Annotated in this window: 16 protein-coding genes; 2 read left to right on the forward strand and 14 right to left on the reverse strand. The window is 36.1% G+C overall.

The genetic code is table 11. The features are described 5' to 3' along the window. Nucleotides 1–20: 20 nt before the first annotated feature. From OTK00_RS11825 to OTK00_RS11840, 4 genes are all read right to left on the reverse strand, one after another. Nucleotides 21–1316 (reverse strand): hypothetical protein, encoded by a 1296-nt coding sequence (locus OTK00_RS11825; protein WP_045168659.1) that lies wholly within the window; start codon nt 1314–1316, stop codon nt 21–23. A 15-nt stretch (nt 1317–1331) separates the two neighbouring features. Further along, nucleotides 1332–1820, reverse strand: a complete 489-nt coding sequence (locus OTK00_RS11830) for a hypothetical protein (protein ID WP_052670800.1) — start codon at nt 1818–1820, stop codon at nt 1332–1334. 89 nt (nt 1821–1909) lie between these two features. After that, nucleotides 1910–3622, reverse strand: coding sequence for an ATP-binding protein (locus OTK00_RS11835; RefSeq protein ID WP_045168658.1), 1713 nt, complete (start codon nt 3620–3622; stop codon nt 1910–1912). A gap of 66 nt (nt 3623–3688) precedes the next feature. Then, on the reverse strand, nt 3689–4381 hold the full coding sequence (locus OTK00_RS11840; RefSeq protein WP_045168657.1) for a response regulator: 693 nt from the start codon (nt 4379–4381) through the stop codon (nt 3689–3691). A 163-nt stretch (nt 4382–4544) separates the two neighbouring features. On the opposite strand from OTK00_RS11840, the gene OTK00_RS11845 reads away from it, so the two are divergent. After that, nucleotides 4545–5039 (forward strand): hypothetical protein, encoded by a 495-nt coding sequence (locus OTK00_RS11845; protein ID WP_045170052.1) that lies wholly within the window; start codon nt 4545–4547, stop codon nt 5037–5039. A gap of 52 nt (nt 5040–5091) precedes the next feature. On the opposite strand, the gene OTK00_RS11850 is transcribed toward OTK00_RS11845, so the two are convergent. The 5 genes from OTK00_RS11850 to OTK00_RS11870 all read right to left on the reverse strand — a co-directional run bounded on the left by OTK00_RS11850 (nt 5092) and on the right by OTK00_RS11870 (nt 14800). Beyond that, nucleotides 5092–6723, reverse strand: a complete 1632-nt coding sequence (locus tag OTK00_RS11850) for a CTP synthase (RefSeq protein WP_045168656.1) — start codon at nt 6721–6723, stop codon at nt 5092–5094. A gap of 181 nt (nt 6724–6904) precedes the next feature. Next, entirely contained in the window at nt 6905–12052 is a 5148-nt protein-coding gene (locus OTK00_RS11855) for an S-layer homology domain-containing protein (RefSeq protein ID WP_052670798.1), read from the reverse strand. 159 nt (nt 12053–12211) lie between these two features. Beyond that, entirely contained in the window at nt 12212–13168 is a 957-nt protein-coding gene (locus OTK00_RS11860; protein WP_045168654.1) for a CPBP family intramembrane glutamic endopeptidase, read from the reverse strand. Nucleotides 13169–13229: 61 nt separating this feature from the next. Next, entirely contained in the window at nt 13230–14216 is a 987-nt protein-coding gene (locus tag OTK00_RS11865) for a hypothetical protein (RefSeq protein WP_241765429.1), read from the reverse strand. Between the two features lie 113 nt (nt 14217–14329). Next, nucleotides 14330–14800: a hypothetical protein gene (locus tag OTK00_RS11870; protein WP_052670795.1), complete on the reverse strand. Its 471-nt coding sequence runs from the start codon at nt 14798–14800 to the stop codon at nt 14330–14332. Nucleotides 14801–15191: 391 nt separating this feature from the next. Here OTK00_RS11870 and OTK00_RS11875 point away from each other — a divergent pair, with 391 nt between their 5' ends. Beyond that, entirely contained in the window at nt 15192–15740 is a 549-nt protein-coding gene (locus OTK00_RS11875; protein ID WP_045168653.1) for a macro domain-containing protein, read from the forward strand. Between the two features lie 80 nt (nt 15741–15820). Here the strand turns inward: OTK00_RS11875 and OTK00_RS11880 are convergent, their stop codons facing one another. The 5 genes from OTK00_RS11880 to OTK00_RS11900 all read right to left on the reverse strand — a co-directional run bounded on the left by OTK00_RS11880 (nt 15821) and on the right by OTK00_RS11900 (nt 21243). Next, nucleotides 15821–16423, reverse strand: coding sequence for a coiled-coil domain-containing protein (locus tag OTK00_RS11880; RefSeq protein ID WP_045168652.1), 603 nt, complete (start codon nt 16421–16423; stop codon nt 15821–15823). Between the two features lie 80 nt (nt 16424–16503). Next, complete coding sequence (locus tag OTK00_RS11885; RefSeq protein ID WP_045168651.1) at nt 16504–17880, reverse strand: undecaprenyl-phosphate glucose phosphotransferase; 1377 nt, start codon at nt 17878–17880, stop codon at nt 16504–16506. Nucleotides 17881–17942: 62 nt separating this feature from the next. Further along, nucleotides 17943–19037 (reverse strand): glycosyltransferase, encoded by a 1095-nt coding sequence (locus tag OTK00_RS11890; protein WP_045168650.1) that lies wholly within the window; start codon nt 19035–19037, stop codon nt 17943–17945. Then, nucleotides 19034–20125 (reverse strand): glycosyltransferase family 4 protein, encoded by a 1092-nt coding sequence (locus tag OTK00_RS11895; protein ID WP_045168649.1) that lies wholly within the window; start codon nt 20123–20125, stop codon nt 19034–19036. The genes OTK00_RS11890 and OTK00_RS11895 overlap by 4 nt, the downstream gene beginning before the upstream one ends. Further along, complete coding sequence (locus OTK00_RS11900) at nt 20122–21243, reverse strand: glycosyltransferase family 4 protein (RefSeq protein ID WP_045168648.1); 1122 nt, start codon at nt 21241–21243, stop codon at nt 20122–20124. The genes OTK00_RS11895 and OTK00_RS11900 overlap by 4 nt, the downstream gene beginning before the upstream one ends. Nucleotides 21244–21245 lie beyond the last annotated feature (2 nt).

Below are 21245 nucleotides of genomic sequence, written 5' to 3' on the forward strand. Positions count from 1 at the left end.
TTCAAAACAAAACTCCTTTTTTATTTAATTGTTTCCACATACACCGTGCCACTGTCTGTGCTGATTTCCCAGTAAGGATAGGAAGGCTTTTCACCTGCGATGTATCTAAGGCTCAAATCTTTTATAAAGATGTCGCCTTTTCTCTCCTTTATGGTATCAATTGCGCTCATCCCGTCAACCTTTATTCTGGATGTCCTGACAGCTACCACATCAAAGATGTGCCCCTCCACTTTTTTAAGCTTTCCGCCCGAGATTTCTATATACACACACCAGTTGCCATCCTGTGGTAATATGTCAATACCACCAGATCTGCTTATAAGGTAAATTCTTGTTGCATCTCTGGTATTTTCAATTTTGCATATTCTTATGTCCTCGTTTGTGTAAAAATTTTTCATATAACCTATCAATGCTTCTGTGATTGATTCTATTCTGTCACAAAAAATGTCTTTTGTAAACCTAAAAATATAACCACCATCGGGCTTTATCACAAACTCGCGCCTCTCATCTGTTATCACAATTTCTCCATTTTTGAAAACATTTTTTTTGGTAAGTATTGTATCAGGGAAAAGCCGCCTGATTATCAGGTCTTTTTTGTAATCACTTTCCTTTATCCTGATTTCAGAAAATTGCACATTTGAAAATTCAACAGGAATAAGAGCATCTTTGCTCACAAGATCTGTAAAACCAAGCCCATCTGACCATGAAAACACAAAAGATGGCTTTTGCTCAATCCTGTCCTCAAGCTGAGAAAATGCATCTCCTCCAAAGCTCATTACTGCCGCCTCTTCTGCTATGGAGCTGAAAAAGTAAACTTCTGTATCTGAACCATTCTCTTTTATGAAAACTCTATCAAACCTGAAATCTTTTCTTGATGGCAGAACATTTCTTTTTGTAAGTTCATATACAAATGTGTTAAAATCAATAAAGTAGCCATAGTCAAAAATCAAACCCCTGTTTGACTTAAAATAATCAATCTTTACCTTCATGAACTTCAGACTGTAATTCTTTTTCACAACAACCTCTTTTATCTTTTTCACAAACTTTGAGAGCACATCAAAGTATTCTTTCTGCGTACTCAAAATGCCAATAACCACATTCTTAGAAATATTCAGGTACATATTCTCTGGAGTTGCAAGGACTATATGGGCTTTTGCTATCAAGTCATCCTCAGAGAGCCTGCTATAGCTACCATTTAGCGCAATTGCAAAATCTTTCAGGTCATAATTAAAATACACCTTATAATACAAATAAATGCTGAGTATAACAAGTATACCCAGCACTATGCTCTTTACAGCTTCTTTTTTGTTTTTCTCCATCGAGCCTACCCTCTTTTATTTTGTAATTGAGTTTATCAGATTGGAAATAGCCTTTTCTACTTTTGTCAAAAAGCTTTCTTTCTTTTCATAGTAAACTTTAAGCAGTGCAAGCTGTGTATCTTTGTCTTTGACTGCAACCACCAGAATAAAGGTATTGCCATCAGAGACATCTATCTTCTTTGCAAAATAGCCCGACCTGCCCACTGTTATTTTATCAACCAGATTATCCTTACCAAAAGCTTCTTTTTTACTTTTCTTTGCGTAGATGGCAATTTCTGTGCCCTCTGTGCTTTTGCCTGATAGCACAAAGGCAGATGTGCTTAAGTTTTGATCATAATCTGTAATCTCCATAAGTGTCTTTGTGGTAGAGCTTACCTTCCCACCATCTATTTCAATAGAATCTATATATTTTGCCTTCTGAAGACTCTTTTCCTCTGCAAAAACAGTAAAAAAGCTCCCTACAATAAAAACCGCGGTCAGCAAAACCATCAGTATCCGTTTCATCTTTTATCACCAGCAAAAAATATATTTCACCTACTTATCATTATACAATCAAATTATTACAAACGTGTTACAAAGCAATTAAGAGCATATTACAAAAGTTTTCTGTCTTTTTGCACTGGAAGCACAACTGTAAATGTGGTGCCAGATCCCACCTTGCTTTCAACCAGTATCCTGCCGCCATGAGCCCTTACAATCTCATCGGCAATTGAAAGCCCCAGCCCGGACCCTCCAAGCTCCCGCGAGCGTGCTTTGTCAACCCTGTAAAATCTTTCGAATATCCGTGGCAGATCCTCCTGTGGAATGCCCGGTCCGTTGTCCTTTACAATTATCTTTGTGCTATCCTCTTCTTTTTGCAAAATAACTTCTATCCTCCCACCTTCCTGAACGTAGGTAATGGCATTGCCAATAAGGTTTATAAGAACCTGCTCCATCTTGTCCCTGTCAACCATTGCAACTACATCCTGCAAAATACTGCAGCTTAAAGTCTGGTTTTTCCTCTCTGCATGAATTTTTAGCTTTTCACATACAAACCTTACAAGCTCGCTAAGACTCACCTCTTCTGTATTCAAAATATTCTCACCACTGTCAAGTCTTGATAGGTATAAAAGGTCACTTACAAGCCTTGTCATTCTGTCACATTCTTTTATAATAACACTCAAAAATTGCCTTTTTGTCTCCTCATCATGAACATCAAGAAGTGTTTCGGAATATGTCTTTATAGTTGTAATTGGAGTCCTGAGCTCATGTGAGACGTTTGCAACAAACTGTTTTCTCATGCTATCAAGCCTTGCCTGCTGTGTTATGTCATGGATTATGAAAATATACCCCTGCGCAGAGTATGAATCTATAAATATCGCTTTGCTGACCTCCAAGGTATAATCCTCTTTTTCGTAGATTGACACTCCATTTTCATCTTCTCTGTTCTCTTTAAGCATTCTTTCTACAAAATCCTGTATATCCCCGTTTAAAAATTTTCTTGCACTTTCATTTATATGGATTATTTCTTTCTTTGAATTTATCGCAACAACACCATCTGACATGTTCTGAAGGATTCTCTCAAGCTTTTGCTTCTCAAATTCAAGCTCTGATATATACATTTTGATATTCTTTGCCATCCTGGCAAACGCATCGGCAAGCTTGCCTATCTCATCTTTGGAAGCTATATCTATGGCAACATCAAGGTCACCCTCTGCCATCTTCAGCGCCTTCTCAGTAAGTCTCCTGAGCGGATTTGAAAGGGTCTTTGCAAAAAGAAGACCTATCAAAAGCGAAAATGCTATTGATATAAGATACGCCATAAGGAGGATGTCTTTGATGTCCTTTACCGTGCCAAGGACATTCTGGGTTGAAACTTCCAGATAAAGTGCTCTTGAGACTGCCTTCCCATCTCTTATAGGGTATGAAAAAATCAAAACCTGCTTTTCACCATCCTGTTTTACAACCCTGTAACCCGACAGGCTATTCAAAATCTCGTCGGATGGGAAAAAGCTGCTATTTAACCTCGGGAATGAAGCAATTACCCTGCCCTGTGAGTCTGTGACAATCAGCTTATTTATCATAAAACCATACTGGCTTTCTTTCATTGTCTGGTCAATTATATCCTGAAGATCTTCCTTTTTCAAATTTCTGTCCTGCAAAAGCTGAAGCAAAGAAGAGCTTACCATAAAATCTATCTTCTTTTGCACATCCTGGTAAAAATAGTTTTTCACTCTGTCTATTATGAAAAAGCTTGATACAAACATCACCATCAATATCAAAAGCCCAAAAACAATGATAAGCCTGCTTTCTATGCTTTTTGTCATCTTCTACAATATTCCCCTTTAACCTTTTTTAATTTAGAAACTCCTCTTGTTTACAAAATTTTTCTCTCAGATATTCGGATTGAAATAGTATCCTATTCCTCTTTTGGTAAGAATAAAAACAGGCTCGGATGGATTGTCTTCTATCTTCTCGCGAAGCCTTCGGACAGTCACATCAACCGTTCTCACATCTCCATAGTATTCATAGTCCCACACCTTTTCCAGAAGCTCTTCTCTTGAAAAAACCTGCCCTTTTTGAGACATCAAAAACTTCAAAAGCTCGTATTCCCTGACAGTAAGATTAATAACCTCACCGCTTTTTTTAACCTCAAATGTCTCAGGGTTAAGAACAAGGCTGCCGGCTTTAAGCAACCGTGTATCACTGTTTGATTGCTGGGATGTTCTTCTCAGATTTGCTCTGATTCTTGCAATCAGCTCTCTTATGCCAAATGGTTTTGTAATGTAATCATCAGCGCCAAGCTCCAAACCCAAAACCTTGTCCACCTCTTCTGCCTTGGCTGTTATCATAATAATTGGCACATCTGAAAACTCTCTTACCTTTTTGCAAACAGTAAAGCCATCTAATCTTGGTAGCATCACATCAAGCAAAACCATGTCAAAGTTTTCATTTTTTATCCTGTTCAGTGCATCCTCTCCATCATATGAGGTTGTAACCCTATACCCTTCCTTCTCTAAGTTAAACTTTATTATATCAACAATGGGTTTTTCATCATCAACAACCAGAATATGTGCTTTTGGCATCTTTCAAAAGCTTCCCCCTTTGTTTTTGCTTTGCTCTGTGATAATTTAATTATACACCAACTGCACTTTTTATTGTATAATTGTTTTAGGTTGCAGAAAAACAAAAGTGCAAAAAAGGAGGGTAAAAGCTCTTAAAAATACATTTTTTAAGAGCAAAAATGCTATGGAAAACAGAAACTTAGCCCTTGAAATTTTTTTATGGCTTGTTATATATCTTTTCTTCTTTGCTGGCGTGAACCTGTTTTCATCCGACAAATTGCTTCTTTTTGTATGGTCGATTGTATGCACACTTGCAGTATTTCTGATTAGCACTTTGCTGAGGTTTTACATAACATCCACATTGCTGCTTCTGCCCGGCTTTTTGATTTCGTGCCTTCTTGCAATCTTTTTTATGTTCAACATAAAATATTCAGCTTTCTACAACCTGCTTCTTCAGATTTTTTCCATCCATTTTATGGGATTTGTAGAATATGCAAGAGAGGCTTTCCCGAAGACGGTTCTGCAAAGACCGGTTTATATATATGTGCATGTTGGGCTCAATCTCTCCATTTTTCTTATCCATATTGTTGTTCTGTATCTTGTTTCAGAGCTGTCGCAGTCAAAAAAACTATCATCACGAAAGCTTGACCTTACATATACCCCGCGTCGCAGAAGATAGTTTTGTCGATGGACTTATACAAAAAGAAAGGGAACTCTTTTTTATCGACTTTTTAAGAAAGAGTTCCCTCTTTTTTCTTTTTATTTTCCAGAGATGCTCTTATAAAATCTGTAAAGATTGGATGAGGTCTTTGCGGACGTGACTTGAACTCCGGATGAAACTGCACGCCCACAAACCATGGATGGTCTTTTAGCTCTATTATCTCAACAAGCCTTCTGTCAGGCGAAATTCCCGAAAACACCATTCCAGCCTGCCTGAATCTTTCCCTGAACTCGTTGTTGAACTCATATCTGTGTCTGTGGCGCTCATATACAAGCTCATCGTTGTAAATCCTGTGCGCAAGCGTCCCTTCTTCAAGCTTGCACGGATAAAGTCCAAGGCGCATTGTGCCGCCTTTTGTAAAGATGTCTTTCTGCTCTGGCATGATGTCAATCACAGGATATGGAGTAGTCTCGTCAAACTCTGTTGAGTTTGCACCTTTCAGGTTCAACACATTTCTTGCAAACTCTATCACCGCACACTGCATTCCCAGGCATATTCCAAAAAATGGGATTCTGTTCTCACGGGCATACTTAATAGCTGCAATCTTGCCTTCAATTCCCCTATCACCAAAGCCGCCGGGGACAAGTATGCCATCTGCATCTTTCAAAAACTCATGAGCGCTCTTATCGGTTACATGCTCAGCGTTTATCCACAAAATGTTCACATATGCATCATTTGCAATCCCTGCATGCTTGAGCGCTTCTGCAACAGACAGATATGCATCGTGAAGCTCAACATACTTGCCAACAAGGGCAATGCTGACAGTATTTTTGAGGTTCTTTTCTTTGTTTACTATCTCTATCCAGTCAGAAAGGTCGGGTTTTGTGCATGCAAAACCCAGCTTTTCGCAGATAATCTCACCAAGCCCCTCCTGCTCCAGCATAAGTGGCACTTCATAAAGGCTTTCTGCGTCTAAATTCTGAATTACATACTCGGGCTTGAGATTGCAAAACAGGGCAATCTTCGCCTTGAGATCAGGCGAAAGCGGCTTTTCGGTTCTGCAGACAATTATATCCGGCTGAATACCAATTGACCTGAGCTCTTTTACAGAGTGCTGTGTCGGCTTTGTTTTGAGCTCACCTGACTTTGAAAGATATGGAACAAGTGTCACATGAACATACAGAACATTTTCCTTGCCAATGTCAGTTGCAACCTGCCTTATCGCCTCCAGAAACGGAAGGCTTTCGATGTCCCCAACTGTTCCGCCAATCTCTGTTATCACAACATCTGTTGAGTTGCTCTTGCCAAGCCTGTAGATTCTCTCTTTTATCTCATTTGTAATATGTGGTATTACCTGAACAGTCCCGCCCAAAAAATCGCCCCGGCGTTCTCTTTGAATTACCGACCAGTAAATCTTTCCTGTTGTGACATTGCTGTTTTTTGTAAGGTTTTCATCAATAAACCTCTCATAGTGACCAAGGTCAAGATCGGTCTCAGCACCATCGTCTGTAACAAACACCTCTCCGTGCTGATAGGGGCTCATGGTCCCGGGGTCAACGTTTATATACGGGTCAAACTTTTGCATTGTGACTTTCAAACCACGTGCTTTCAAAAGCCTTCCTATTGATGCTGCTGTTATGCCTTTGCCAAGCCCGGACACTACCCCGCCTGTGACAAAGATGTATTTTACCTGCTTTTCCATCTTTAAAGTAACCTCCGGTTATCTATGGTAATTTATTCGGTTCAGTTTTATCTTCATTTTAAAATGTTAACTTTAATATTTTAATTTATTTGCCCCTGCTTATCAATGGGGTTATTTTGTTTGAAAAACAAAAGTATAAAGGGGCTATCCCCTCTCTGTTAACAGGATAACCCCTTTTTCATTACTTTTTTATCTCTTTGAAGCGCTGTGTTTTTATTACCTGATTAAAAATCTTGACCTTTTGAATATATATCTCTCTTCTTGTACCGCCCAAACCCGTTGAGACCGGGTAAATTACAATCTCCCTGTCAATTGTAACATCAAAGTCATACGGCACAAATGGCAGGTAGATTCTAAAGATTGAATTCTGGCTTCCCTCAACATCCAGCACAACTATTCTCCAGCTATTGGTAGTATTAACAAAACCAATGTGTCCTGTAAATAGCTCATTTTGTGTATTATTTGAAATAGTAAAGGTTCTGATTGGATATATACCAGGTGTTGATACCCAAATGATATACATATCGCCGTTATCTTCAATATACTCCTGTGGCACAATTTGTCCGCCTACAATGTAATTCTCGCTCTTAGTAGGAATATAAATATCAATCAAAAGATCGTCCTTTTCATATACAGCATCAAGTGTGGTAGGTACAGAATCCCAGCTTCCCTCTGGACGGCGCTTAGCATTTAAAACAATGTTGCTTCTGTCAACCCTTAAGTCTACAGTATACTGGTTTTTATCTTCGGGAATAATAAGTTTTTGTAAAGGTTTATATTCCATTGAAAAACCAAGGTCATATTCATCATAATATGGATTGTGTGCCACAACCCATACCCATCCATAATCACCGGGCGCAAAGTAAGCTCTTCTTGACTTTCCAATTGAAGATACAGCAAAGTATCCGTCATAGTCAAAGTCAAAACCAAGCAGTAGCTTGTCCCCCATACCAATGCCGCCTTCGGTAAATCCAGGAATATATTGAACTTCACTGAATTGCGAAAGATCAAGTTGTATTTGTGTATCCTGTTCTACTTTCAGGGTTGAATAATAATAGTCATAATTATCATAATCCGGATTATAATAAGCAATCTTTAAAATATAGTTTCCATTTGTGAGAACAAGTGGCAGTTCGCCATTTGAATCAGTTCTACCAACAAAAAGCTCTTTGTAAGTATTCTTGTCTATGACATAAACATCAGCATCTGCAGCTGCATATGTGGAATTATAAACACTCAAAAGCACGTGAGAATCGTATGTGTCGTTATAAACTGTGAGTGTTTCGGGGTCATAACTATCAAATGCAAGGCTCTTTTTCAGAACAAAGCCTTCTCCCCAGAAGATAAGGTTGTTCTCATGCCATCTGCTAAGCTCAACCTGGCGAACACCACCAGCCACTTTCAAAAAGTTCAACCCGTCTGAGATGTAAAAATTATCAATTGGTTGATCGTCAATATTCAAACCCAATGTCACCGGTTTTGGTTTTTCAACAACACCAATATAGCCTTTGTTTTCCATACAAGAGGTTAAGTATATACGGTATGAGCTCATATCGACAGGTTTAACATTAAATGCTACAGTGCCATCCGAAGAAGTATACCCTGTGAATACAACTTCTTCATCCCCTGCTGCATTTGATTTTGTTATGGTAACAAGCTTCCCGCTCTGAAGTTCACCTTTATAGTTTTTAACAGTTAGTGTTACAGTGTTGTCCTCATTGTAATAAACCTGCTTTGGCACAACTTCAACCCTGTAGTAGTTACCATAGCTGTAATCTGTGGCAGTAGCAGCAGGATAAAGGCTCCTGTCCCAATAATGGTCAAATTCAATTTCTGTATCAGGCACATTGAAATAATAATGCTCAACTGTATTGTAATAATCATCATCATCCCATGTCACATCCAGGTGATACCAGTTGTCTTCCAGGTATACCATATTCCATGCATGATACTCTTTTGAACTGCCAATGCCTGCCATGCCATAAATCTCAATAGTTTCAACATCGGCATCTTCAAGCAGTGCAAGCATTCCTGTTGCATAACCGTTGCAAACTGCCACACCATTAATCAGTGCCCCATAAGCTGTATGAGACTCATACGGTACATCGTTGTTAAGATACCCTTCTAAATCATACCGGGTGTGCAAAGCAAGCCAGTCATGCAAAGCCAAAACTTTGTCATAGTCATTGTAAGTCTGATCTATTACTGTTGAGACTACCTGCCAAGCCTTTTGCTCAACAGCCTGTCTTCTTGCAAAACCTTCTTCTTTGCTGTAAATGTAAACAGGAAGTATTATAAAGAGGTTTTGGTTTTTGAGGTTAAAGCTAAGTCCAAACATGTCATAATATCCATATTCAAATGCAAGTGGTCTTTGTGTCATAAGTTCAAAGGCTACTTCATCTCCAAGCTCATTCAGGTCACAATCTACATTTGCCGGAAGACTAAATGCCACAAAGTCACTTGCCCGGGTATCTATGCTGTCACATACAAAGTATACCGCATCCGAAATAGTATTCTGAGCATACACATAACCCTTATCATCACCATTTTGACTGTCTATAGAAAGTGCGATATTGCCTGTTAAAGAATTTGCATAAAGCGGACCCATATCAATTGTATACTTTAGACTAACACTGCCATCCCGAAGCTCTCGTGGCAAATAAGCAATTGTACTGGAGATATTGTCATCATCTATCCACATGAACAGAGTTTCTATTGCTGTGCAATTATCCCCATCTGTCAGTATGGTTGCAGATACATTGCTTGCTCCGAAAAGCTGCTTGCTATCTTTTTTCATTTCATCTGGCTTTGATACAGACAAATTAAAACCGCTTTTTGTCCTGAGCAATGCATTCAGAACAATAAGTGAACCTGCCTTTATTGAAGAGATTTCAGATCCTTGCACATTGACAGCATACACACTGCTTGAAACATCATCTATTGAAAGATCTACATTTGCCTCATACTCTTCATTCCCACCTGTTGCATCTATCACAATGGGGCTATTTGCTGCTGGTATTTTATATGAATAATCAATTTCCTTATTATCACTATCATATGCCTTTATTAAGACTTCTTCAAGGTTATAAACTCCTCTTTGCAGGTATACTTCATTTTCACTTGAGAGTTCAATCCAGTTACCATTTAACTTTGCGTATACACTCTTTTGTACGCTGTCTATCCCTGCAAAATTAAATTTTACTTTTTTAGAAGAGCTAAAGTTAAATGAAAAACTCTGCCCTGATTGCTGAAGAGTTAAATTTCTCATAAAATACAGTTTCCCGTCCTGTGTATCTGTTGCTACCTTGAATGAATAGCTACCCGCATCTGCTGTAATTCTGATCTGATTGGACAAGATATTTATTTTTACATCATCAATTGCAAAGGTATCCATGTTCAAACTGTTGGCAATAGCAAACTCATAGTTTGAAAGCGGCTGTGAATTCAAGCTAAAATTCAATGTTGCCTGTATATACTGTGGCAGTGAAGTATCCGCAACAAGCCTTACAACACCATTTCCAACCGAGAGATTATCCAAGATGGTGTATATCAACCCATTTTGATTGTCATATGACCATATCAGAGCTTTATATCCACCTACTGCAGGTACAATAAATGAAACCTGATCTGACGCTACTGATTTAGATTCTGAAAACTGTTTTTCCTGATTTACCAGTTTGACATTAAAACCACTTAAAAAACTACCGTTTGTTGATTTTAATTTAAAGGTAAGTACCCCTTCGGTTGGTTTAATCGCATACAAAAGCCCATAATATTCCTTCCCATCCACGTTTATAACTATTTCCTTGCTATCCTGAACTGACAAAGTAAATGTTGCTGCGCCAAGCGCATTGGTATAGGCAGTTTGTCCTTCAACCATTACACGTTTGTTGGGTATGAAATTCCCTGCAGCGTCTTTTACTGTAACTGTTATCTGAGTACTTTGCCCAACAGGAATGGTTTCCTTATCAACCAGCACTACGCTCACAGGTCCATATTGAACACCTGCCCCCGAACCCGAAGAACCTCCTGAACTTGTACTTCCACCACCTGTATAGCCACCTGTTGAAAAGCCTGAAGAAACATTGCTGTTTGCTGTGCCGCTTGATGTACCTGTATTTGTTTGTGCACCCGAACCATTGGATGTAGCAGATGCTTGTGATGCTGTATCTTTCTGTGTTAATTGCTGTGAAGTATTATTATTTGTAGACTGAGTATTTCCATTACTTTCACTGTCATTACCAACTGCAATTTCAGAGCCTTCTTTAACTTCCTTGTTATTTACAACAACATCTTTGGCATTTACTTCTACCTTTTCTATCTTGCCTTCTGCCTGCAAAACGGTTCTGTCAGCCCTGATATTCACTGTATTTACACTGGCTTTTTCTGCAACAAGTATACTGGCTGGTTTTTCCACCACAATCCTTTCTATTTTAGAATTTCCGCTGATCTCTATTCTTGTGGTTGCCTGTTTGTTTACAACTACAATCGAAGAAGCCTTTACATCTTTCAAAACAACACTGTGCTCGCCTCCACCACGAACAATGATGCTGCCATTTACCTGTGTGCCGGCAATTGTAACATCACCATCTTTTACACCCTCTGTTATCAAGCAGTTTTTATCTATACTAAACCCTGATACACTGACACCCGGCGAATTTATGACCAAATTGCCTCTGACTTCTCTTCCCACATAAACACCTTTTTTAAACAGCAAAAGCCCAACAATGTTATCCAGAATGGTCAATGCTACAGCTCTTGTAATGTAGTTCTTGGGCTTTAATGAATTGTCAGCATAGCCCTGCATATACCCGTTTTCAACCATTGCTGTTAAATATTCTTTTGCCCATGAGGAAACTTGGTTATAATCAGAGAATTTTGAAAGAATATTGCTCTGTAATTTGTCAATACCAAACACTTTTGCCAGAAGACATGCTGCTTCTTCTCTGGTGATATTATTTTTAGGTTTAAATGTCCCATCAGGATACCCGTTTATATAATCGGCAAGGTTTCTGACAGCAGAGTAAAACCAATCGTTCTCTTTCACGTCTTTAAAATTGATTTCAGGTTTGACCAAAGCATCACCTGTAACTTTGCTCACAAGCTGAGCAAATTCAGCTCTTGTAATCATACCTGATGGCTTAAAAGTCCCATCAAGATAACCATTTGCCACATTGTATGTATTTGCCCACCTGTCAATTACACCTTTTGCCCAGTGATTTGAAGTGTCTTTAAAGCTTTTTGCAAAAACAGCCGGATTAACAAAGCCAATTAAAAAAGATAGAATTACCACCCATGAGAAAATTCTAAAAGTTTTCTTTGAACTCAACATACTCCACCTTCCTTCAGACATACAATTTCATCAATTCTATCTATAATAACCATACTTAGTAAATATTATAAAACTACAAGCTTTCTGCGTCAACTACTTTCATGGCATTATTTATTGCGCAAACCCAGTACTTTCGCATAGTTATATTTATAAATGTTAGCTCAGGCATTCAACAGTCATTTCTTCTTCTACTCTTTCTCTCTTATCTTTTAATTGACTTTCTAGTAAATTACCATTTTGCTCTTTTTTGCTGAAATACCATTGAATTAAATAATCTAAAATCATGTAAGCTGAAAATACTATTATAATTCCAATTGCCAGCTGTGTCTGCCCCTCAACTTGTGAAATCCTATCAAACAAGAAAACATTCAATCCAAAATGCATACCAACCGACCACCATATTGTTCCGGTTTTCTCCAGCATGTAGATAAGAATAAGCGAAATTACAATGTTTCTTATTATAAAAAGCGGTGGATTCGAAGGATACACGTGATAGGCTGAAAATGTTAAAGATGTTACAACTGCAGACCATATCTTTGTTGTTGCTTTTGAAAGACCTCTGTAAATTACCCCTCTGAATATTGTTTCTTCCATTATAGCAACAATAAAGTATTGTATTAAATAAAATATATTTATATAACCCGTCACTTTGCTCCAAAAATAATAACGCTGAAACTTTCCAAATTCCACTTTTATAGCACTCTTCACAGGGAACATTACAACTGTGTAGCTCAAAAGCAGCATTATGAGTATCCCTTCCAAAAAAAGAAAAAAGAAAAGCTTGGAACTGTAAATCTTAACCAAATTTTTGAAATATTCCTTTAATGTTTCTTTGCCTTTAAATAAGAATACAGTTAAACTTAAAATAACAAAAGACCATATAAAATGAGAAACATAATCCAGCAAGCTTCCCATAACAATTTTAAAATTTGTGGTTAAATCCACTGTAAAATTTTCTGATGGCATTCTGAGAATTTTTTCATGAAATTTATCTATATTGTTTTTGTAAATTTCCCAAAATTCCAAAATAAGAAAACCAACTATAATTCCTATTAAAACATTTTTTATAATTTTTATGATGCTATTTTTAATCCCCATCTTGTTTTCTGACATAATTTATCCCCTTTCAGATTTATTTTAAAATTTCATATTATGTTATAATTTTTAATAGTTTTTATCTGGCAATTTTGTTGCGCAGATTTTCAGCACTCCTTTCAATTGCCCTGTATAAGTCTGAACCGGTACGCGTTGACTGATATATTACTTTAATACCCTTTTTGCCCTCTTCTTTATAGAGTATTCTGGGTGATAACATTATAATATGATATGATTCAGAATAATCCTTGGGTATGAAAACCCTAAATTGAATTTTATCCCCTGGCTTTAGTAAATAACCATCTGAAGGTATATCGGGCTCTGTCCAACATTTGACCAATGGATATATCTGCCGTGGCACATCTATTTTCATAACTCTCAAATTCTTTCTTGACATATTTTCATATACAAACTCCCATTCATCACCTATGTATCCATTTTCGTTGCCTGCCAATATATCCTCTATGCTTCTATTATTCCCATATTTTTGCTGTGAATAGCCTCCAACCCCCAAAAAATCATAGTTGTTTTTTTCTTTTAAAACTTCCATATAACATAAAATTTCCTTTGCATATGTTTTCCCATTAAATGTGTATTTAATCCTGTCAAATAAATAAATTCCTTTTGGCAGCTTATCCACCGATAAATAAAGTTCAAATTGGTAATAATTAAAACCACCTATTAAAAGTGGAGTTTTAGATTCGATTTTTGCATTGTTTATTCTGACTTTGCAATTATTTGCACCTTCTAAGTCTGTAAATTTTAGTTTTTTTATAATCTCATCAGTTGCCAAAACGCCAACTTCTATTGATGGATATTCATACCTTGGTTTTAAAACTTCATGTGCTCCTTCATATATTGATATATTACTTGAACTTGCTATATAGTCTTTATCTCCCCCAATATTGGCTATTGTTCTCAATATATATGGTGTATTTTTATCCAGATAGAAAAAATCAACTTTCTCCAAAGACATCCCTTTTATGCAAGATATACCCGCGTTAATTAAAAGCACTATTGAAAATATGAAGAGTGTTAATCTCTGTTTTAAAAATGTCTTTATCATTCAATACTTCTCCTCTCCCAGAATATATTTATCAGTGTCAATAAAAACAGGGGCTGCCTGTTTTAGTTTTGGCAGCAGCCCGTAAAAATCAACATTTTATTTAAAGAAGAATGTTAAAAATGTGCCCAAAATGCAATCCCTGTATAGTTTTTCACCCAGCCAGGGTAGATGTCATAACCAGAGTCAAACGGGTGTGGAACATATACATCAAAGTAAATATTTACCCCCACACCTGCAGCCTCAAGGTAAAATGTTTTGTAGGCAGGTACTTTTTCATTACTTTTGTATATTCTTATTACGGTATTTGTAAAGCTAACTCCTAAGCTCGCTTCAACAAAATCTTTCTTTACGCCACCACCTACCGAATACGTATTTGTAGCTTGGAATTGCTGAGTTACCTCTATTGTTTTTGTATAAGGTGTATCATTTTTGTAAGAATAAATAAGCCTCCATGGATCTTGAAAAGAAACTGTCCTTGTTTTTACAACCTTAGGCTTGTCCCAAAGATATTTATAGTCACTTATATTATAAGCATTACTGACAACCGTCTCACCCAGAGTTACCTGTTTTAACTGGGAAATCATTTTTGTTTTTTATTGCAACCCCTCTGCTCCCTATTAGCGCTAATAGTTTGTTAACCGAGGGTTGTTGCCCCCCTCTCAATTCTGATTTTTTCTTAAATGGTTATTTACATAATTCTTAAGTTTTTATTTGTTTTAATTTAAAAACAAACCAATTTTAGAAGTCAATTTACATGTATATATATACCATTATACTTTTGAGCATGTCATTTTTTTTTTTTTTTTTTTTTTCAAAAATCGCGACTTTTTTGATAAGATTTTTTTGTTTTCTTAAATTTTCTTCTTTTATCTCTGTTTTTCTGCTTGAATTGTTTATGTGAAATAAAATTGTGACTTATATGCTTTCTCTGGTAAAATTAAATTAAGAATGTTAAAAGGGAGAGATCTATTAAAAATGAACAATTTTTTGAGATCGGCGCTTAAAAAAATTGTCATTAAAAAAGGGGATATTACAAAAGAGCAGGTTGACGCAATTGTAAATGCGGCAAATAGCCACCTGCGTCACGGTGGCGGGGTTGCTCTTGCCATTGTAAAAGCTGGCGGGGTTGAAATACAAAGAGAGTCTGATGAGATTATAAAAAAGATTGGGATATTGCCAACCGGACATGCTGTTATTACAAACGCATACAATCTTCCCTGCAAGTTTGTAATTCACACTGTCGGTCCGGTTTATGGCGAAGGAGATGAGGATGAAAAGCTATACAGAGCAATCTATAATAGCCTGTATCTTGCTCACCTTTACAATTTAAAAAGCATTGCCTTCCCTGCTGTATCAAGCGGAATCTTTGGATTTCCAAAAGACAGGTGTGCTAGGATTTTGATTGACACAGCAATTGAATTTTTAGAAAACATTCAGACAGGCATTGAAAAGGTTGTATTTTGCCTGTTCGATGATGAGACTTATGGGTATTTTGAAGAGTATTATAATAAATTACAAAAATAATAAAAAGGGGCTTTTAAAACAATTCTACCATTTCATTGCCCCTTTTTTTATGCAAAGCAAAAATGGACTATTTATGTAGCTTATATCAAAATCCCTATTTTTTCTTTCATAATCCTAAGATCAATATCATGTCTGCCGTATTCCTCTTTTATTTTATTGGTAACCTCAACAAGGTTTTCTAACTTGGTTGAAGCTTCTTCTTTAAATTTATTCATATCTGCCCTAAAATGCTCTACATCTGTTTTAAATTGCATAACTCCACCAAATGCATTGTACAGTGTATCTATACAGCCTGTATTTTCTAATATTGCCTGCTTTAGACTTTGCATTTCTGTCTGCATATTCCTGATGTCATTTTTAAGAGTTGAAACCTCTTTCTCCAGAGCATCAACCCTTTGCTCAAGAACAGAAACTGCCCTCTCAAGCTCGCCAACTCTCACCTCAAGCCTATCAAACCTCTCTTCAAGTCTGTCAAGCCTCTCTTCAAACCTGTCAAGTCTTTCTTCTACCCTGTCAAGTCTTTCTTCTACTCTGTCAAGTCTTTCTTCTACTCTGTCAAGTCTCTCTTCAACCCTATCAAGCCTTTCTTCCACTCTGTCAAGCCCTTCTTTTACCTCTTTTACATCGCTTTTTAGTTCCTCAATACCTAAGGCAATTTTCTCTAACAGTTCTCTTTCTGACATAGAACAAACCTCCAAAAAATTTCCCTTTTCCTATTGTACCAAACTAAATTGCAAAAATTCAATCAACACTTTATAACAGCTCAGTATGCATTTTCCATAAACTTGCCCCCAAAGATGGTTGCCAGAATAATTTTTATATCAAGCCAGAAAGACCAGTTTTCTATGTACCAGATATCGTATTTTATCCTCTCTTCAATCGAGGTATCCCCTCGAAGCCCATGAATCTGTGCCCAGCCGGTAATCCCCGGACGCACACGGTGCTTTATCATGTACTTTGGAATTTCCTCTTTGAACTTTTCCACAAAGTACGGCCTTTCTGGCCTTGGCCCCACCAAGCTCATATTGCCCACAAGAACATCCCAGAGCTGTGGAAGCTCATCCAGAGAAAGCTTTCTTAAAATCCTGCCAATTGGAGTTCTTCTCGGGTCGTCTTTTGTTGTCCATTTTACCTTTTCCTCATTTGGGTCCTGGACATACATTGTACGGAATTTGTGCATCCTGAAAATGCGCCTGTTATAGCCCACCCTTTCCTGGGTAAAGAATACCGGACCCTCTGATGTCAGTTTTATTAAAGTAGCTATGATTACAAATAAAGGCAGGCAGAGGATTAAACCAATCAGAGAAACAGCAATGTCAAAGCTTCTTTTTATGAATCTGTTTGTCCACTCATCAAGCGGAGAGTATCGGATGTTTATAAGAGGAATTCCTTCAATTTTTTCTATTTCTGCTTTTGATGGTATAAATTTGAAGTAATCTGGAACCAAATATGTTCTTATACCATACTTTTCACAAATGTCAACTATATAATTTATTTCCCTTTCCTGATTAAGAGGAAGAACTATTATTATTTCATCAACATGGTTATTGCTTACAATACATTCCAAGTCTTCAATTTTTCCTATAACTCCATCATTTTTCAGATCACTTTCATTAACTACAAACCCTATAATATGGTAGTTATTCTTTTCAAAAATCTGACTTAATGTTTTTGAAATTTCATTTTGTCCGACAAAAAGTACTTTCTCTTTTGAAATTATTTTTGATTTTGGCGAAAATAGGATTTTTCTTAAAATGAGCCTTTGAAGTACTGACATAAGAAAGTTTAAAACAAGAAAAATGAAAAGAAAAATTCTTGAAAAATCAATAAGTTTCAGAGTGTAGAAAATCATCACTACAATCAGCAGAGCAAATATGTTTGATTGTAATATCCTTGTAATATCTGAAAATAAATCTAAATTACCTCTCTTGCTTTCCTTCTCGAATACTTTTAGGAAAAACAAATACAAAGGTATATGTAAAGCTACAATCAATAAATATGTCTGTAAATCCAATGACGCTGGTTTATTAAATAAACCACTGCTGAACTTTATAAACCATGACAAAGCAAATGAAAATAAAATCACAGCAACATCAATTGTCTTTGCTACCTTTGCATAAACTCTCAACAGATTATGCATATTTCCCATCATCCTTTTCGCTTGTATATTTTCATAGATGCCATTCTATGTTATTATAATAATTATTGATTTATAATTCTGCTTATAAAATCGTTGAATTCACTTCTAAATCTTTCAGCCCCAAACTTTTCAGCATGAATTCTGATATAATTCCGGTCGAATTTATCAACATCTTTTTCAAATTTATAAACAGCTTCTATCAAACTTTCGGCATCCTGTCGCTCAAAAAACACCCCCGTTTTACCATCCTCGATTGTTTCCAGAGCTCCCCCTTTTTTTAAAGCAATCACTGGTCTTCCACACGCCTGCACCTCGACCGGAACTATTCCGAAATCTTCTATGCCCGGAAAAATCAGAGCTTTACATCTTCGATATAAATCTCTTACAATTTCATCCGGTTGATAACCCAAAAATTCAATATTCGGCTTAGCAATTGATTTAAGTTTTTTGTACTCCGGTCCATCTCCTACAATTACCAATCTTTTAGATATCTTATTAAAAGCTTCAACTGCTAAATCAATTTTTTTATACGGGACAAGCCTGGATACAATAAGATAATAATCCTCTATATTTTCGTCATTTGCAGGTGTGAAATATTCTGTATCAACTGGTGGATAAATAACCTTGCAATCTCTTTTATAAAACTTCTTTATTCTGTTTGCCACATAATTTGAGTTCGCAACAAAATAGTCAACTCTGTTTGCTGCAACGGTATCCCATATTCTAAGGTAATGAAAGTTCCTCTCCAAGTATTTTTTTATTATGATGTTATAGTCTTTCAAATACTCATGTGTCAAATCCCAAATATACCTTGGCGGTGTGTGACAGTAACATATATGTATACAGCTTGGCGAAGTTATAACCCCCTTAGCAAAAGCAGACGAAGAGCTTATCACCAAATCAAAATCACTCAAATCGAAACTTTCAAAAGCCCTTGGCATGTATTTGAAAAATAGTTGATGCTTGATTTGAGCCAAAGGATTTTTTTGTAAATTAGAGGTAATTATGGTGTAGTTATTAAAATACTTGCCCAACCTTTTTTGGTTGTAGACAAGTGTAAAAATTGGTGCATCAGGGAAGAGCTTTTTAAGTTCTAATATTACCTTTTCAGAACCTCCCATAGTAGTTAGCCACTCGTGAACTATCGCTACTTTCATTGAAGTCCTCCACTCATTTCATAAATTTTGTATGTATTTTCAGCAATCCTCTCCCAGTTATACACTCTTAAAATCTCCTGTTTTAGCATCTCCAATTTTTTTTGCAATTCATTGGTTTTCTTATCTTTTAAAATGACCAACATTTTTTCTTTAATATCATCAATATTATCTGGATTTATATATAAAGCATAATCTTTGAAATATTCTCGTGTGGCACCGCCAGTTGTAACGATAAGTCTGCAGCCGCAAAAAGCAGCTTCCAGCGAAGCCAAACCCGGTGTTTCAAATAAACCTGGCATTATATGAGCAAAAGCACATTTATAGGCAATCCATAGTTTCTTATCATCATGTTTTAAAGCCGGTATAAAAATTATTCTTCCCCCGCTTTTTAAAGCCTCTTTTTTGCATTGATTATAATACTCTGTGCTGTCGGGATTTGGCGAACCTATTAAAACAAGTTTTACATTGTTTTCCAATTTTATTAATTTATTAAATGCTTTTATAAGATTCAATTGATTCTTTCTCCTATCAAATCGGGCAACATAAAGAAAATAGAGAGCATCAATATTGTATTCTTTTTTGAAAACCTCTTCATCTTCCTGTGTTATTGCATTTAAACAGTTATTTATCTCTTCAACATCTATTCCATTCGGTATTACATGAATTTTTTCTGGAAGAACACCAAAAGCTTTTCTCAAATATTCAGCTTCTGCATAAGAATTTGGTAATACAAAATCAGCAAGCTTTAGCAGTTCTAACCTATCCAGCACAGAAGTTCTAAAAGGTAATCTTTTACTAATAAATGCGGCTATCCTGTAGGTAAAAAAATGTTTATTATCAAAGAAAATACTCGATATTATTACTTTCTTTTTTAAACTTCTGGCAGCACTCACAAGAGGAAAGAGAATGTATTCTGATCCAAAAAAATGAATTATGTCATAATCATTAAGTCTTGTATTTACAACGTCAAATATTTCTATCTCTAATTTGAATAACTTTTCAAGATACTTCTTTGTTTTTAACATCTGTATTTCTCCACCACCCAAATTTTGAAAAGCCAACGGTGGAGTGACAAACAATATTTTCACAGCTTTGCACCATCCCCCAAACTATAAAATAATTCAATATATTTTTCTATTACTTGCTCATTGTCAAATTTTGAAGCTAACTCATTGCAACTTTTTTTTAATTCAGCATATTCCTTGCTATTGGTATACAAATTCATTATCTTTTTCTTAAGCTGTGTGCAATCCAAAGGATTAAACTTAAGTTCATCTACGTTTATCAGCTCTTTCAAAGATGATGTATCTGACACAAGTACCAGCGCCCCGTTTTTGAGTGCTTCAACAACAGGCAACCCAAAGCCTTCATAAAAAGAAGGGAACACAAAGACAAAACAGTTTTTCATCAGTAAGTTTTTTTCCACATCATTTATATAATCTAAATATTTTAGACAGCCTTTTTTAGAAAGCTCTTTTATGCTTTGAATAACCTTACCACTTTTCCAGCCCATTTTGCCTGCCAGGACAGTTTTCATGCCTGTTTTAGCATAAATCTCTTCACATATTTTAAGCAAAATCTCTACATTTTTTCGCGGCTCAATAGTACCCACGTATAAAATGTATTTATTTTTCTCAAGATCATATTTTGATAAGTATTCAATCTCATCAATATCATCAACATCACAAACAATCACAGGATTATAAATAACACATATCTTTTCGGGTTCAATATTAAAATATCTTAGTATATCCTCTTTTGTCGAATTAGAAACAGCAACAATACTATCAGCACTTTTAATTGAATAAGGTATGAATATCCTGTTAATAAAATAGTTCAATTTTTCCATAGTCTGTGGGTATTTATAACATACCAAATCATGAACTGTTAAAACCTTTTTTACACTTTTGCTCCTTATAATCGGCAAAACATTCTGGGTACCCCAGAACATATCAATTTTATATTTCTTTATTAAATAATATACTCTCCACATATACCATAAAGTGCCTTTGAGAGTTTTATAATTATTATCAATAATGGTTATTACATTTGGATAATCAAAATCCAAGTATACTTCTCTGTCAGAGAAAAGGAAAAAGTTTATGTTGCTGCATTTTGCAGGCAATTCTTTCAGTAAGTTGTAAAGATAAAAACCTATTCCTGTTTTAATTTTATTTAAGGGTCTTGCATCTATACCAATATTCATAT

It is taken from the genome of Caldicellulosiruptor morganii, assembly GCF_026810225.1.
Lineage (GTDB): Bacteria > Bacillota > Thermoanaerobacteria > Caldicellulosiruptorales > Caldicellulosiruptoraceae > Caldicellulosiruptor > Caldicellulosiruptor morganii.

Coding starts and splice junctions, on each gene's coding strand:
- OTK00_RS11825 (WP_045168659.1), bottom strand. CDS start 1,316: ATGGAGAAAAACAAAAAAGAAGCTGTAAAGAGCATAGTGCTGGGTATA.
- OTK00_RS11840 (WP_045168657.1), bottom strand. CDS start 4,381: ATGCCAAAAGCACATATTCTGGTTGTTGATGATGAAAAACCCATTGTT.
- OTK00_RS11860 (WP_045168654.1), bottom strand. CDS start 13,168: ATGTCAGAAAACAAGATGGGGATTAAAAATAGCATCATAAAAATTATA.
- OTK00_RS11885 (WP_045168651.1), bottom strand. CDS start 17,880: ATGCATAATCTGTTGAGAGTTTATGCAAAGGTAGCAAAGACAATTGAT.
- OTK00_RS11870 (WP_052670795.1), bottom strand. CDS start 14,800: ATGATTTCCCAGTTAAAACAGGTAACTCTGGGTGAGACGGTTGTCAGT.
- OTK00_RS11875 (WP_045168653.1), top strand. CDS start 15,192: ATGAACAATTTTTTGAGATCGGCGCTTAAAAAAATTGTCATTAAAAAA.
- OTK00_RS11890 (WP_045168650.1), bottom strand. CDS start 19,037: ATGAAAGTAGCGATAGTTCACGAGTGGCTAACTACTATGGGAGGTTCT.
- OTK00_RS11850 (WP_045168656.1), bottom strand. CDS start 6,723: ATGGAAAAGCAGGTAAAATACATCTTTGTCACAGGCGGGGTAGTGTCC.
- OTK00_RS11900 (WP_045168648.1), bottom strand. CDS start 21,243: ATGAATATTGGTATAGATGCAAGACCCTTAAATAAAATTAAAACAGGA.
- OTK00_RS11865 (WP_241765429.1), bottom strand. CDS start 14,216: ATGATAAAGACATTTTTAAAACAGAGATTAACACTCTTCATATTTTCA.
- OTK00_RS11830 (WP_052670800.1), bottom strand. CDS start 1,820: ATGAAACGGATACTGATGGTTTTGCTGACCGCGGTTTTTATTGTAGGG.
- OTK00_RS11835 (WP_045168658.1), bottom strand. CDS start 3,622: ATGACAAAAAGCATAGAAAGCAGGCTTATCATTGTTTTTGGGCTTTTG.
- OTK00_RS11880 (WP_045168652.1), bottom strand. CDS start 16,423: ATGTCAGAAAGAGAACTGTTAGAGAAAATTGCCTTAGGTATTGAGGAA.
- OTK00_RS11845 (WP_045170052.1), top strand. CDS start 4,545: ATGGAAAACAGAAACTTAGCCCTTGAAATTTTTTTATGGCTTGTTATA.